Origin of the sequence: Streptomyces sp. NBC_00631 (genome assembly GCF_045206895.1) — a bacterium.
In the GTDB taxonomy this organism is placed as follows: Bacteria; Actinomycetota; Actinomycetes; order Streptomycetales; family Streptomycetaceae; genus Streptomyces.
Genome location: NZ_CP107734.1, coordinates 9659982 through 9673820, shown reverse-complemented (window position 1 = coordinate 9673820; position 13839 = coordinate 9659982). Strand labels below are relative to the sequence as shown.

10 protein-coding genes and 2 pseudogenes are annotated in these 13839 nt (G+C 72.2%); 7 read left to right on the top strand and 5 right to left on the bottom strand.

Annotated elements, in window-relative coordinates; translation table 11 throughout:
* Positions 1 to 322 precede the first annotated feature (322 nt).
* Together OHB00_RS43830 and idi are read left to right on the top strand one after the other, a co-directional pair.
* Positions 323 to 1264 (top strand): cation diffusion facilitator family transporter, encoded by a 942-nt coding sequence (locus tag OHB00_RS43830; protein WP_406443539.1) that lies wholly within the window; start codon positions 323 to 325, stop codon positions 1262 to 1264.
* A gap of 203 nt (positions 1265 to 1467) precedes the next feature.
* Positions 1468 to 2061, top strand: a complete 594-nt coding sequence (gene idi / locus OHB00_RS43825; RefSeq protein ID WP_406443537.1) for an isopentenyl-diphosphate Delta-isomerase — start codon at positions 1468 to 1470, stop codon at positions 2059 to 2061.
* A gap of 6 nt (positions 2062 to 2067) precedes the next feature.
* On the opposite strand, the gene OHB00_RS43820 is transcribed toward idi, so the two are convergent.
* Positions 2068 to 2562, bottom strand: coding sequence for an ATP-binding protein (locus OHB00_RS43820; protein ID WP_406446258.1), 495 nt, complete (start codon positions 2560 to 2562; stop codon positions 2068 to 2070).
* 280 nt (positions 2563 to 2842) lie between these two features.
* On the opposite strand from OHB00_RS43820, the gene OHB00_RS43815 reads away from it, so the two are divergent.
* Positions 2843 to 3598 carry an enoyl-CoA hydratase/isomerase family protein gene (locus tag OHB00_RS43815; protein WP_406443535.1) on the top strand — a complete coding sequence of 252 codons (756 nt, stop codon included), beginning with the start codon at positions 2843 to 2845 and terminating at the stop codon, positions 3596 to 3598.
* Between the two features lie 10 nt (positions 3599 to 3608).
* Here OHB00_RS43815 and OHB00_RS43810 read toward each other — a convergent pair.
* Positions 3609 to 3726, bottom strand: a pseudogene (locus tag OHB00_RS43810) (AraC family transcriptional regulator); the annotation flags it as partial.
* Between the two features lie 92 nt (positions 3727 to 3818).
* On the opposite strand from OHB00_RS43810, the gene OHB00_RS43805 reads away from it, so the two are divergent.
* From OHB00_RS43805 to OHB00_RS43795, 3 genes and pseudogenes are all read left to right on the top strand, one after another.
* Positions 3819 to 4688 carry an SCO6745 family protein gene (locus tag OHB00_RS43805; RefSeq protein WP_406443533.1) on the top strand — a complete coding sequence of 290 codons (870 nt, stop codon included), beginning with the start codon at positions 3819 to 3821 and terminating at the stop codon, positions 4686 to 4688.
* A 170-nt stretch (positions 4689 to 4858) separates the two neighbouring features.
* Entirely contained in the window at positions 4859 to 7246 is a 2388-nt protein-coding gene (locus OHB00_RS43800) for a Tex family protein (protein ID WP_406443532.1), read from the top strand.
* Positions 7247 to 7425: 179 nt separating this feature from the next.
* A pseudogene (locus tag OHB00_RS43795) lies at positions 7426 to 8019 on the top strand (DinB family protein).
* A 124-nt stretch (positions 8020 to 8143) separates the two neighbouring features.
* On the opposite strand, the gene OHB00_RS43790 reads toward OHB00_RS43795, so the two are convergent.
* Together OHB00_RS43790 and OHB00_RS43785 are read right to left on the bottom strand one after the other, a co-directional pair.
* A complete protein-coding gene (locus tag OHB00_RS43790; RefSeq protein WP_406443530.1) occupies positions 8144 to 9790 on the bottom strand; it encodes an ABC-F family ATP-binding cassette domain-containing protein in 1647 nt (548 codons plus the stop codon).
* A 36-nt stretch (positions 9791 to 9826) separates the two neighbouring features.
* Positions 9827 to 10849, bottom strand: coding sequence for an oxidoreductase (locus OHB00_RS43785; RefSeq protein WP_406443529.1), 1023 nt, complete (start codon positions 10847 to 10849; stop codon positions 9827 to 9829).
* Positions 10850 to 10938: 89 nt separating this feature from the next.
* Here OHB00_RS43785 and OHB00_RS43780 point away from each other — a divergent pair, with 89 nt between their 5' ends.
* Positions 10939 to 11862: an FAD-dependent oxidoreductase gene (locus OHB00_RS43780; protein WP_406446256.1), complete on the top strand. Its 924-nt coding sequence runs from the start codon at positions 10939 to 10941 to the stop codon at positions 11860 to 11862.
* 4 nt (positions 11863 to 11866) lie between these two features.
* On the opposite strand, the gene OHB00_RS43775 is transcribed toward OHB00_RS43780, so the two are convergent.
* Entirely contained in the window at positions 11867 to 13819 is a 1953-nt protein-coding gene (locus OHB00_RS43775; RefSeq protein WP_406443527.1) for a Xaa-Pro dipeptidyl-peptidase, read from the bottom strand.
* Positions 13820 to 13839 lie beyond the last annotated feature (20 nt).

Here is a 13839-nt window from a genome sequence, read left to right as displayed (position 1 = left end):
CCGCTTGTTCACCGGCCGTTCATGGCACGGTCGGCCCGCTCTGCCCCGGCCGTTGCCGAGATCATCATCCGTGATCCGGGCCCCGGCCCACAAACCGCGCTCGCAGAACGGGCATTGAGGACACGGATCCATGGCGGCGCCTCCGCGTCCGGCCGGCCACCCATACGGCACACCCCCTTACGGAAGGCAACTGAGGCTGCCCTGACCTGGGGTTCGTTTCCGCAGGTCAGGGCAGATGACAACGGTGTTCAGTGCAGCGTTGCCCGATACCCCCCACCCGTAGTTCACTGTGAGCCCGGGCAGAACACAGGAGGCGTTTGTCATGGGGGCAGGGCACGACCACGGCCACAGCCACACCCACGCGCCGCCCACCGGTACGGCCGCGGCGGCGTACCGCGGGCGGCTCAGGGTGGCGCTCGCCATCACCCTCGGAGTGATGGTGGTCGAGGTCGCCGGCGGTCTGCTGGCCGACTCGCTCGCGCTGATCGCGGACGCCGCCCACATGGCGACCGACGCGCTGGGCCTCGGCATGGCTCTGCTGGCGATCCACTTCGCCAACCGCCCGCCGAGCACCAACCGCACCTTCGGCCTGGCCCGCGCCGAGATCCTCGCCGCCCTGGCGAACTGCCTGCTGCTGCTCGTGGTCGGCGGCTATGTGCTGTACGAGGCGATCCAGCGGTTCGTCACGCCCGCGGACACCCACGGCGGCCAGATGATCGTGTTCGGTCTGATCGGCCTGGTCGCCAACATGATCTCGCTCACGCTGCTGGTGCGCGGCCAGCAGGAGAGCCTGAACGTGCGCGCCGCCTTCCTGGAGGTGGCGGCCGACGCGCTGGGCTCGCTGGCGGTGCTGATCTCGGCCGTGGTGATCCTGACCACCGGCTGGCAGGCGGCCGACCCGATCGCCTCGCTCGTCATCGGCCTGATGATCGTGCCGAGGACGCTGAAACTGCTGCGCGAGACCCTGGACGTCCTGCTGGAGTCGGCGCCGCGGGGCGTCGACATGACGGAGGTGCGGGCGCACATCCTGGCGCTGGACGGCGTGGAGGACGTCCACGACCTGCACGCCTGGACGATCACCTCGGGCATGCCGGTGCTGTCGGCGCACGTGGTGGTCCGCTCGGACGTGCTCAGCGCCATCGGCCACGAGAAGATGCTGCACGAGCTGCAGGGCTGCCTGGGCCACCACTTCGACGTGGAGCACTGCACCTTCCAGCTGGAACCGGGCGGCCACGCGGAGCACGAGGCCCGGCTCTGCCACTGACCCCCGGCCCGGCCGGGTCCTGGGCGAGGGGCTCCGCACTCCCCCGGCGTCCTTGTGTTCGAGGCCCCCGGACGGTTCCCTCTCACACCCGTAGGGCACGATCAAGTACCGGGTCCCTCTTCCGGCGTGCCCGTGCCGGGAAGTGCCGGGAGTGTCGGATTCGTACGGCAGACTTGGTGCGAAGACCGAGGCGAAGGATGGGTATGCCGATCACACCTGCCACCGCGACGCACAGCACGTCGGAAGGGACCGCAGACGCGATTTTCCTTGAACTCGTCGACGAGAAGGGTGTGACCATCGGCACCGCGGAGAAGCTGGCCGCGCATCAGCCCCCCGGGCAGCTGCACCGGGCGTTCTCCGTCTTCCTCTTCGACGAACACGGCAGGCTGCTGCTCCAGCAGCGGGCACTGGGCAAGTACCACTCCCCCGGCGTGTGGTCGAACACCTGCTGCGGTCACCCCTACCCCGGCGAGGCGCCCTTCGCGGCGGCGGCCCGGCGGACCTTCGAGGAGCTGGGGGTCTCCCCGTCGCTGCTCGCCGAGGCGGGCACGGTCCGCTACAACCACCCGGACCCGGCCTCCGGCCTGGTCGAGCAGGAGTTCAACCACCTGTTCGTCGGTATGGTCCAGGCGCCGCTCGCGCCGGACCCTGAGGAGGTCGAGGCGACCGTCTTCGTGACAGCCGCCGAGCTGGCCGAGCGGCACGCCCAGGACGCCTTCTCGTCCTGGTTCATGACCGTGCTGGACGCGGCCCGCCCGGCGATCAGGGAACTGACGGGCACGTCCGCCGGCTGGTGAGATCCCTCACGGCAGCGCCGCGGGTTTGAGCGGCAGGGCGGCCCAGATCACCTTGCCGCCGCTCGACGTGTGCTCCGCGTCCACGACTCCGCCCGCCTCCCGGGCCACCTCCCGCACCAGCAGCAGCCCCCGGCCGCCGGTCTGGCCGTGGTCGGCCTCCAGGGCGGTCGGGCGGTAGGGGTGGTTGTCCTCCACCGACACCCGCACCCACTCGGCGCCGACGGCGACCTCGACGGCGAGCACCGGCGACAGCAGCGCCGCGTGCTTGACCGCGTTGGTGACCAGCTCGGAGACGATCAGCAACAGCCCGTACACCAGGTCCTCCGAGACCGGGACGCCCTGGCGCTGGAGCAGGTCCCGTACGGCGCGCCGCGCCTGCGGGACCGAGGCGTCCACGGCGGCGGCGGTGAACCGCCAGACTCCTTCGTACGGCAGCGGATCCGGCGGCGGAGCGCCGCCCGACTCTGGACGCGGGTCGTGCCCGCGCCCGTGGTTCTCCATCGTCCGGTCGCCACCCTCGCGCTCGATTGTCACCACACGTCGAGTGTTGGTAACGACCCCCTCCGCGCCCAAGGACTGAACACAAGTCAGCAACTATCGAACGGATCTGACCGTTGGCGTATGACAAGGTCAGTTGTGGGACGACTCTTGCCCTCCTCGATGCCGACTTCGCGAACTATTCGGGTTGTACGGGTATGAGAACTTTCCGAGCAGGAGGGGTGCGGCTCCCGTGCCGCCACCGGAATTCCGCCTCTCCCCGGCCCGGATACCATCCCGCACCATGGAGCCCCGCCTCGACCACCAGGTCAGAAACGCCGTTGCCACCGTAGTCATCGGCAACGCGGCCAAACGCAACGCGATGACCGCGCAGATGTGGCGCGCCCTCCCGCCCCTCCTCGACGACCTGGCGGCGGACGCCGCCGTGCGGGCCCTCGTCCTCACCGGTGCGGGCGGCACCTTCTGCGCCGGCGCCGACATCTCCACCCTCCGGGGCTCGTCCGCCGAGGCGCAGTCCCTCGCCGTCGCCGCCGAGGAGGCCCTTGCGGCGTTCCCCAAGCCGACCCTCGCCGCGGTGCGCGGCCACTGCGTCGGCGGAGGCTCGCAGCTGGCCGCCGCCTGCGATCTGCGGTTCGCCGAGGAGGGCGCGCTCTTCGGGGTGACACCGGCCAGGCTCGGCATCGTCTACCCGGCCGCGTCCACCCGCCGCCTGGTGTCCCTGGTCGGCCCGGCCACCACCAAGTACCTCCTCTTCTCGGGCGAGTTGATCGACGCGGAGCGGGCGCTGCGCACCGGTCTGGTCGACGAGGTGCTGCCGGAGGGCGAACTGGACAAGCGGGTGGCGGAGTTCACCCGGATCCTGACCGAACGCTCGCAGCTGACGCAGGCCGCCGCGAAGGAGTTCGCGAACGGCCGCACGGACCGGGACGCGCACTGGGCGGAGCAGGCGCACGGCAGCGGCGACACCGCCGAGGGCGTCGCCGCGTTCCTGGAGCGCCGTCAGCCGCGGTTCACGTGGGCTGTTCCCGGCCGAGGATGAACCGGCTCACGCGGCCGGGCGTCGTCCCGGTCTCGGCCCGGAAGGCGCGGGCGAAGGTGGCGGGGCGAGAGCGCGGCGCGGGCGGCCGGCGCCTCGGCGCTCAGGTCGCCGTCCGGATGCTCGCTGATCCTGCCTTTCCTGCCATGCCCCGAGGGCGTACCGGATCCGCATCGGTCCGGAGACTGGAGTCCGTACCAACCAGTCAGTAGCGTGCGGCCTCATGACGACCGCCATCCTGGAGCCGCTCGCCGGCCGCCGCTGCCAGTCCCTGCTCAACTCCCTGCACGCGACCCACTTCTTCAGCCCCGAGCTGGCCGAGGAACTGGCCGCGCTCGGGGTCACGCACCCGCGGGCCGTCAACTTCGCGGTGCGGGCGGCCGCGTTGGGGCCGGTCGGGGCCGGCACGGTGACGGCGACCTTCTACAACTACAAGTACGAGCTGGTGGCCCGGCATGTGCCGGCCGTCTGGGAGACCGCGTCCCCGAAGGACGTCCTCGCCGCACGCACGCGTGCCGTCGACGCGTCCATGCGGCGGCTGCTCGGCGCGGACGTGGTGGCGTCCGACGCGATGGCCGAGGCCGCGCGGCTCGCGCTGCGCGCCACCGAGGCCTGCGCCCGCTCCGGCCGTCCGCTCTACGCCGCCCACGCGGACCTGCCGGTGCCCGAGGAGCCCCACCTCGCCTACTGGCACGCGAGCACGCTGCTGCGCGAGCACCGCGGCGACGGGCACCTCGCGGCGCTGCTGGCGGCCGGTCTTGACGGGCTGGAGGCGGTGGTCACGCACACGGCGACCGGCAAGGGCATGACCCCGAAGTGGGTGTTCGCCACCCGCGGCTGGAGCCAGGACGACTGGGACGCGGCGGTGACACGGCTGCGCGGGCGCGGCCTGCTCGACGCGGCGGGCGAGCTGACCGAGGCGGGGGTGGCCCTGCGCGCGGACGTCGAGACCGTGACGGACCGCCTGGATCTGGCACCGTACGAGCACCTGGGAGCCGACGGCGTGACCCGCCTGACGGAACTGGCGGCGGCCTTCGCGCGGGCGGCAGTGGCCGCCGGAGCGTTCCCCGCAGACCTTCTCGGCAAGGGGTGACGGAAACGAGGGGCGGAGGCCGGAGGTCGGGAGGAACCGTACCCCTGGTTTTTCGGGTGTGTGGGGGAATTCGGGAGAGTCCGTGTCGTGGAAAGGCGCCCTGGGGCCCGGTTGTCGGTGTCACCTGCCACAATTGCGGCGCAACCTCAGTGGAGAAGGCGGTACGGGACGTGACGACACCCGGGTCTCTGGTTCCAGGGTCCATCGAAGGCAGGATCGCCGAGGAGCTCGGCGTACGGGAGCGGCAGGTCAAGGCTGCCGTGGAGCTGCTCGACGGCGGTTCGACGGTGCCCTTCATCGCCCGCTACCGCAAGGAAGCGACCGAGATGCTCGACGACGCGCAGTTGCGCACGATCGAGGAGCGGCTGCGCTATCTGCGGGAGCTGGAGGAACGGCGGTCGGCGATCCTGGAGTCGGTGCGGGAGCAGGGCAAGCTCACCGCCGAGCTGGAGGCGCAGATCCGGGGCGCCGAGACCAAGGCGCGGCTTGAGGACATCTACCTGCCGTACAAGCCGAAGCGGCGGACCAAGGCACAGATCGCCCGGGAGGCCGGCCTGGAGCCGCTGGCCGAGGGACTGCTCGGGGACCCGGGGGTGGAGCCGCTGGCGGCCGCCGCCGCCTTCGTCGACGCCGACAAGGGCGTCGCCGATGCGCAGGCCGCCCTGGACGGCGCCCGCGCGATCCTCACCGAGCGGTTCTCGGAGGACGCCGACCTCATCGGTGAGCTGCGCGAGCGCATGTGGGTGCGCGGCCGGCTCGCCGCCAAGGTGCGGGACGGCAAGGAGGAGGCGGGCGCGAAGTTCGCTGACTACTTCGACTTCGCCGAGCCGTTCACCGACCTGCCCTCGCACCGCATCCTGGCCATGCTGCGCGGTGAGAAGGAGGAGGTCCTCGACCTCGTCCTGGAGCCGGAGGAGCCGACCGAGGGCCCGTCCTCGTTCGAGGGGATCGTCGCCCACAAGTTCGGGATCGCCGACCGCGGCCGGCCGGCCGACAAGTGGCTGTCGGACACGGTCCGCTGGGCCTGGCGCACCCGCCTCCTCGTCCACCTCGGCATCGACCTGCGGCTGCGCCTGCGTACGGCCGCCGAGGACGAGGCGGTCGACGTCTTCGCGGCGAACCTGCGCGACCTGCTGCTCGCCGCCCCGGCCGGCACCCGCGCGACGCTGGGCCTGGACCCCGGTTTCCGGACCGGCGTGAAGGTCGCCGTCGTCGACGCCACCGGCAAGGTGGTCGCCACCGACGTCATCTACCCGCACGTCCCGGCCAACAAGTGGGACGAGGCGATCGCCAAGCTGGCCCGGCTCGCCAAGGAGCACGCGGTCGAGCTGGTCGCGATCGGCAACGGCACGGCGTCCCGCGAGACCGACAAGCTCGCCGGTGAGCTCATCACCAGGCACCCGGAGCTGAAGCTCACCAAGGTGATGGTGTCCGAGGCGGGCGCGTCCGTGTACTCGGCGTCCGCGTTCGCCTCCCAGGAGCTGCCCGACATGGACGTGTCGCTGCGCGGCGCCGTGTCCATCGCCCGCCGGCTCCAGGACCCGCTGGCCGAGCTGGTGAAGATCGACCCCAAGTCGATCGGCGTCGGCCAGTACCAGCACGACCTGTCCGAGATGAAGCTGTCCCGCTCGCTGGACGCGGTGGTCGAGGACTGTGTGAACGGCGTCGGTGTGGACGTCAACACGGCGTCGGCCCCGCTCCTCGCCCGCGTCTCCGGCATCACCTCCGGGCTCGCCGAGAACATCGTCGCCCACCGCGACACCAACGGCCCCTTCACCTCCCGGGGCCAGCTGAAGAACGTGGCCCGGCTCGGCCCGAAGGCGTACGAGCAGTGCGCGGGCTTCCTGCGCATCCGTGGCGGCGACGACCCGCTGGACGCGTCGAGCGTCCACCCGGAGGCGTACCCCGTCGTACGACGCATGGTGAAGACGACGGGCCAGGAGGTGGCCGCGCTCATCGGCAACACGGGTGCGCTGCGCTCGTTGCGGCCGACGGACTTCGTGGACGAGACGTTCGGTCTGCCGACCGTCACCGACATCCTCAAGGAGCTGGAGAAGCCGGGGCGCGACCCGCGTCCGGCCTTCAAGACGGCCACCTTCAAGGAGGGCGTCGAGAAGATCTCCGACCTGTCCTCCGGGATGGTCCTGGAGGGGGTCGTCACGAACGTGGCGGCGTTCGGCGCGTTCGTCGACGTCGGTGTGCACCAGGACGGCCTGGTCCATGTCTCCGCGATGTCGAAGACGTTCGTCAAGGACCCGCGGGACGTGGTGAAGCCGGGTGACATCGTCAAGGTGAAGGTCCTCGACGTGGACATCCCGCGCAAGCGGATCTCGCTGACGCTGCGGCTGGACGACGAGGCCGCTGCGCAGCAGGGCGGCCGGCAGGGCGACGGCGGCGAGCGGCGCCAGCGGGGCGGGCGTCCGCCGCAGCAGCGGCAACAGCAGCAGCGGCAGGGGGGCGGCGCTCGTCAGGCTTCGGCGCCGGCGCCCGCGAACAGCGCGATGGCCGATGCGCTGCGCCGGGCCGGGTTGCTGGGCGGGAAGGACGGGAAGCGCTGAGGGTGCCTGCCGGGGCGGTGGGGAGCTGCGGGCTCGTTGTGGCTGGTCGCGCAGTTCCTCCCCCAGCCTTCGGCCGGGGGTACCCCCAGCGCCCCTGGAGGGGCGCGTTTCCCTCGCGGGTGCCGTCTCGCGCCGCATAATTCCGTGGACAGTGATCTCCTGATCCGAAGACTGGCCCCATGACTGGACCAGACTTCAAGGCCGATCTCCATACATACCTCCAGGACGCCCGGGACGTGCTGTTGTGGAAGCTGGAGGGGCTGTCCGAGTACGACATCCGGCGGCCGCTGACTCCCACGGGTACGAATCTGCTGGGCCTGGTCAAGCATCTCGCCGGTGCCGAGGCCTGGTACTTCGGAGCGACCTTCGGGCGGCCCTTCGACGGGGCACCTCCGCTGTGGTTCACCGGTGACGCGGAACCCAACGGAGATCTGTGGGCGCGGGGCGACGAGACGCGTGCGGCGACAGTCCGCGGGTACCGGCAGGTCTGGACCCACTCGGACTAGACGATCGCCGCGCTGCCCCTGGACGCGGTCGGGCAGCTGCCCGTCGATCCGCCGAAGGAGATCACCCTCCACCGCGTCCTCACGCACATGGTCGCCGAGAGTCAGCGGCACGCCGGTCATGCGGACATCGTGCGTGAGCTCGTCGACGGGGCGACGGGGCAGCGGGCGAACGGCACCAACATGGCGCCCGGTGACGCGGCGGCCTGGGCGCAGCACCGGGGCCGGGTGGAGCGGGCGGCCGAGGAGGCCGCGCGCGGCGTTCGGTGAACGCGGGACGAAAGGAGCACGGCAACTCGCGGTCGTACCTCTGCGGACGCCGTGAAGGGCTGTAGCGGCGCAGGTCGACCGCGCCCACGCGGCGAAGCCGCATGCGCGTACAGCCCCGTGCCCCTTATGGGGCGCGTTCCGTCACCTTGCCCGCCGCGACCTCCAGGCAGCGGGTGACCCGGACCGCGTCCAGCATGCGGCGGTCGTGGGTGACCAGGAGGAGGGTGCCCTCGTAGGCGTCGAGCGCGGACTCCAACTGCTCGATGGCGGGCAGGTCGAGGTGGTTCGTCGGCTCGTCGAGGACGAGGAGGTTGACACCCCGGCCCTGGAGCAGGGCCAGGGCGGCACGGGTGCGCTCGCCCGGGGAGAGGGAGGCCGCCGAGCGGAGCACGTGGTCCTGTTTCAGGCCGAACTTGGCCAGGAGGGTGCGCACTTCGGCCGGTTCGGTGTCCGGTACGGCCGCGCTGAAGGCGTCCAGCAGGGACTCGGAGCCGTGGAACAGTTTGCGGGCCTGGTCGACCTCGCCGACCAGCACGCCCGAACCGAGGGCCGCGTGCCCGGCGTCCAGCTCCACCCGGCCGAGCAGCGCGGCGAGCAGCGTCGACTTGCCCGCGCCGTTCGCGCCGGTGACCGCGACCCGGTCCGCCCAGTCGATCTGGAGGGAGACCGGCCCGAAGGTGAAGTCGCCGCGCCGCACCTCCGCGTCCCGCAGGGTGGCGACGACGGCGCCGGAGCGCGGGGCCGCCGCGATCTCCATACGCAGTTCCCACTCCTTGCGGGGCTCCTCGACGACCTCCAGGCGTTCGATCATGCGCTGGGTCTGGCGGGCCTTGGCGGCCTGCTTCTCGCTGGCCTCGCTGCGGAACTTGCGGCCGATCTTGTCGTTGTCGTTGGACGCCTTGCGGCGCGCGTTCTTGACGCCCTTGTCCATCCAGGAACGCTGCATCTGGGCACGGTCCTGGAGGGCGGACTTCTTGTCGGCGTACTCCTCGTAGTCGTCGCGGGCGTGCCGGCGGGCCACGTCGCGTTCCTCCAGGTAGGCGTCGTAACCGCCGCCGTAGAGGTTGATCTGCCGCTGGGCGAGGTCGAGTTCGAGGACCTTGGTGACCGTGCGGGTGAGGAACTCGCGGTCGTGGCTGACGACGACCGTGCCGGCGCGCAGGCCGGTCACGAAGCGTTCGAGGCGCTCCAGGCCGTCCAGGTCGAGGTCATTGGTGGGCTCGTCGAGGAGGAAGACGTCGTAGCGGGAGAGCAGGAGGGAGGCGAGGCCGGCACGGGCGGCCTGGCCGCCGGAGAGGGAGGTCATCGGCTGGTCGAGGTCGACGGCCAGGCCGAGGGAGTCGGAGACCTCCTCGGCCCGCTCCTCCAGGTCGGCGCCGCCGAGGTCCAGCCAGCGCTCCAGCGCGGTGGCGTAGGCGTCGTCGGCGCCCGGTGCCCCGTCGACCAGGGCCTGGGTCGCCTCGTCCATCACGCGCTGGGCCTCGGCGACTCCGGTGCGCCGGGCCAGGAAGGCACGGACGGTCTCGCCGGGCCGCCGCTCGGGCTCCTGCGGCAGGTGGCCGACGGCCGCGGTCGGCGGGGAGAGCCGCAGTTCGCCCTGTTCGGGGGCGGTGAGCCCGGCGAGCAGCCGGAGCAGGGTGGACTTGCCCGCCCCGTTGGCACCGACCAGCCCGATCACGTCACCGGGCGCGACGACGAGGTCGAGCCCGGAGAAGAGCGAGCGGTCGCCGTGCCCGGCGGCGAGGTTCTTGGCGACAAGGGTGGCAGTCATCAGAACGCCGATCCTAATGTCCGCGGGGCATGTCGGTCAGCGCACCGTCGCCTGCACCAGGACGCTCCCGGAGGTGCGGGCCACGACGAAGGACGAGCCCTTGGCCGCCTTGCCGTCGAGGGGGATGCGGTGGCGGCCGGGTTCCAGGACGCCGTCGAAGAGTTCGTGGGCGCGGGGGCGGGAGAGCCGGTCGAGACGGTACGCCGTGAGCCGCACCCGGCAGGGTGCGGTGACCTCGATGCCGGCGGTGCCGTCGGCGGCGACCAGGCGGGTCAGCCGGCGCTGCGGCAGCGGGCTGCGGTCGAGGGCGTGTTCGATCTGGGCGACGAGAAGCGGGACGATCGGGGCGAGTCCGTGGACGTAGGCCACGGCCACGCCCGCCCGCTCGAACGCCTGGCGCACGGCGGTCCGCTCGGCCTCGCCGACCGCGGGGCCGAAGGCGACGGCACCGTAGCCGCGGAGTTCCTCGGCGGGGACGCCGTCGGCGTCGCGGGTGATGTCGGCACCGATGCCGATGGTGCGCAGGGCGGCGGCCAGCTTGGCGAGGAGGGCGACGCGGGCGCCGATGAGCAGCACCCGGCGGCCGGGCGGCGGGCCGGGGTCCGCCAGGAGCGCGCCGAGGGCGTCGCGGTACTCGGGGCCGCGGAAGCGGAACGGGCCGATGCCGTGATAGCCGTTGAGCTCCAGGTCGGCGTGGTCGCCGGTCTGCCAGGCGAAGTCCCGCCAGATGTAGTCGTCGCCGTCGTGCTCGATGACCGCGGTGACCGCGCCGCAGGCCAGGTCCTCGCACTCGGGGCACCCGTAGATGACGTACCGGTCGTCGGGCAGCGGCGCCTCGGACTCCAGTAAGAGGCTGCGGACCTGGGCGGTGAAGATCGCGGGCGGGACGTCGGAGGCGAGCGGGGAGACGGCGTCCAGGTCGGAGAGCTGGAACAGCAGCGGGTGACCGTCGACGACGAAGTCCACGAAGTCCCGGTGGAGCTGGTAGCCGCCGTCGGCGCGGACACCGCCGGCGCGCATCGCCGGGGCCAGGCCGAAGGTCGCGTATGCGGCAGACATGCTGTGAGTATCCCCAGAGCGGGACGATCTGAGCGCAGCATGACATATTCCGCTAACGTCACGGTGTGCAGCCTGAGCTGAGTGACGAAGTGATCGTGGTCGGTGGCGGGGTCGTCGGACTGACCACCGCGGTGGTGCTGGCCGAGGGCGGCCGCCGGGTGCGGGTGTGGGCCCGGGAGACCGGCGGGCGTACGACCTCGGCGGTCGCCGGCGCGCTGTGGTGGCCGTACCGCATCGAGCCGGAGGCACTGGTCGGGGAGTGGGCGCTCGCCTCCCTTGTCGTGTACGCGGAGTTGGCGGCGCGGCCTGAGGAGACGGGCGTACGCCTGGTCGAGGGCGTACACGGCGGACTGCGGCTGGACGAGCTGGGTGCGTGGGCGTCGGAGGTGCCCGGGCTGGCCGAGACCGGTGAAGGTCTGGCGGCCCGGCTGCCGTTGATCGACATGGCGGTCCACCTGGCGTGGCTGCGCGAGCGGTTGGAGCGGGCGGGCGGGACGGTCGAGGAGCGGACGGTGCATGGGCTGGACGAGGTGCCCGCGCCGGTCGTGGTCAACTGCACGGGGCTCGGGGCCCGTTCGCTCGTCCCGGATCCGGCCGTGCGTCCGGTGCGCGGGCAGCTGGTCGTGGTGGAGAATCCCGGGATCACCACCTGGTACACGTCCGTCGACGATGCGGAGGGGGGCGCCTCCGCCTACTTCTTCCCGCAGCCCGGCGGGCTGCTGCTGGGGGGTACGGCTCAGGAGGACTCCTGGTCGCTGGAGCCGGATCCGGAGGTCGCGGCCGGGATCGTGGCGCGGTGTGCGGCGGTCCGGCCGGAGATCGCCGGGGCGCGGGTGCTGGCGCACCGGGTGGGGCTGCGGCCGTACCGGACGTCGGTCCGGCTGGAGCACGGACTCCGGCCGGACGGTCGGGTGCTGATCCACAACTACGGGCACGGCGGGGCCGGGGTGACGGTCGCCTGGGGATGTGCGCGGGAGGCGGCCGGGCTGGTGGACGCCGGCCCGGCCGCCTGAGCGGTCAGCTCGCGGGGACGCGCTGGACGGTGCGCGGGGCGCGGACGCCGTGCAGGGCCCTCGCCTCGGGGGCGGTCCACCGGGTCGAGGTGGCGCGGGTGAACGCGGCCGCGCCGCCGACCAGCGGGACCCTGGCCGTCGTACGGGACAGGTCCACGGTGAGCGTCGGGGTGGTGGACGGCGGATCGATGAGGTCCTTGTCCGTGCCCGCGACGATCAGCGCCAGGCGGTGGCCCTTGGGTACGACGTGGTCGGTGGCCGCCAGGTCGAGCGTGATCGTGTAGGCCTTGCCCGGGGTGAGCGGGACGCCCTTGCCGGGGTCGGCGTAGGTGCCGAGGTCGGCCCAGCCGCGGCTGAAGACGGTGTAGTCGACGGCCTTGGTCCTGGCGGCGGTCCGCAGGAAGCAGGCGCTGTCGCCGGCCGTGCTCTGGCCCCAGCAGGTGCGGTCGGTGAGGGTGGTGATGCCCTCGGCCGCGTCGGCGTAGTCCCGGATGGTGTCGGGGCCGAGGTCGACCAGGACAGCGGTCAGGTGGGCCGTCGACGTGGTCGGGGTGGCGGTGACGGTCACCTTCGACGAGCCGGACAGGCGCAGGTCCCGGGTGAGCGGCGCGGTGAGGAATCCGGCCTTGTCCGAGGTGGGGGTCGCGAGTTGGGCGGCCCAGTCGGTCTCGCTCTGCCGCGGGTCGTCGGTGAACGTCTCGGTGCCGGAGCCCCGGCTCAGGCCCAGGGTACCGACGCCCGGCTCGGCGCCGGTGGCGGGGCGCAGGGTGGTGGCCCGCGTGCCGCGCGGCGGCCAGACGGACGAGGTCACCCACTGGTCGGGGTGGCGCTCGATGTCGGCCATGGGCTCACGGTCGATGCCGTTGTCGTAGCCGAGGAGTTCGTGGTCGAACCAGCGGTGCAGGGTGTCGACCCAGGCGCCGCGCCGGTAGTCGAAGGGGTCGACGTGCCCGGTCTGGGAGAGCCAGATCTTGCGCTCGACGCCGTTCCTGGCGAGGGCGTCCCACCACTGGCCGAAGTGCTTGGTGCGGACGTTGAGGTCCTGCATGCCGTGCACGAGGAAGACACTGGCCTTCACCTTGGAGGCGTCCTTGACGTAGTCGCGCTCGGTCCACAGGCCGGTCCAGTCGCCGTTGCGCGGGGCGCCGTCGACCAGCTTCTGCTGGACGGCAGCGCACTTGGCGTAGGCCGTGTCGCTCTCCACCGCCCCGGCCAGCCAGTCGGGGCCCGAGTCGTAGAGCGGGGCGCCCTGGGCGAAGTAGTAGTCGTACCAGGAGGAGATGGCGCTGATCGGGACGATGGTCTTCAGGCCCCTGACGCCGGTGGCGGCCACGCCGTTGGCGATGGTGCCGTCCCAGCTCTTGCCGATCATTCCGGTCTTCCCGTTGGTCCAGCTCGCCTTGACGGTGGTGCTGCCGGTGCGGCTGCTGTACGCCTTGGCGCGGCCGTTCAGCCAGTCGATGACGGCCTTCGCGGACTGGATGTCGGAGCGGCCGCCGACGTCGACGCAGCCGTCGGAGCGGTTGGTCCCGGCCAGGTCGACGCCGACGAAGGCGTAGCCGCGGGGTACGAAGTAGTTGTCGTAGAAGAGCGGCATCTGGACCACGTGGCCGCTCGCCTCGTATGTCTTCACCTGGCTCTCGTTGCCGCGTCCGCAGCAGGAGTAGTAGGGGCTGGCGTCCATGATGACCGGCACCTTGCGGCCCCGCGCGGCGGGTTCGGCGGGCCGGACGATGTCGGCGGCGACGCGGTCGGTCTTCCCGTCGCCGTCGGAGTCGAGGCCGGTGTCCACCCAGACGGCCTCGCGGATGGCGTTCGCGTACGAGTAGACGGGTCGGCTCTCGCGCGGGGTACCGGCGGCCTGGGCCGCGCCCGGGGTGAGGAAGGCGGCGAGCAGGGCTGCGACGGCCGCGACGGCGAGCGGTCTCCAGATCGTGAAGCGCGTGCGTTTCGGCATGGGGCGGACGCTACCCGGGT

Excerpts from the sequence above, each read along its gene's own strand:
- OHB00_RS43785 (WP_406443529.1), bottom strand. The coding sequence starts at position 10,849 with ATGTCTGCCGCATACGCGACCTTCGGCCTGGCCCCGGCGATGCGCGCC.
- OHB00_RS43805 (WP_406443533.1), top strand. The coding sequence starts at position 3,819 with ATGACGACCGCCATCCTGGAGCCGCTCGCCGGCCGCCGCTGCCAGTCC.
- OHB00_RS43830 (WP_406443539.1), top strand. The coding sequence starts at position 323 with ATGGGGGCAGGGCACGACCACGGCCACAGCCACACCCACGCGCCGCCC.
- OHB00_RS43775 (WP_406443527.1), bottom strand. The coding sequence starts at position 13,819 with ATGCCGAAACGCACGCGCTTCACGATCTGGAGACCGCTCGCCGTCGCG.
- idi (WP_406443537.1), top strand. The coding sequence starts at position 1,468 with ATGCCGATCACACCTGCCACCGCGACGCACAGCACGTCGGAAGGGACC.
- OHB00_RS43790 (WP_406443530.1), bottom strand. The coding sequence starts at position 9,790 with ATGACTGCCACCCTTGTCGCCAAGAACCTCGCCGCCGGGCACGGCGAC.
- OHB00_RS43815 (WP_406443535.1), top strand. The coding sequence starts at position 2,843 with ATGGAGCCCCGCCTCGACCACCAGGTCAGAAACGCCGTTGCCACCGTA.
- OHB00_RS43820 (WP_406446258.1), bottom strand. The coding sequence starts at position 2,562 with ATGGAGAACCACGGGCGCGGGCACGACCCGCGTCCAGAGTCGGGCGGC.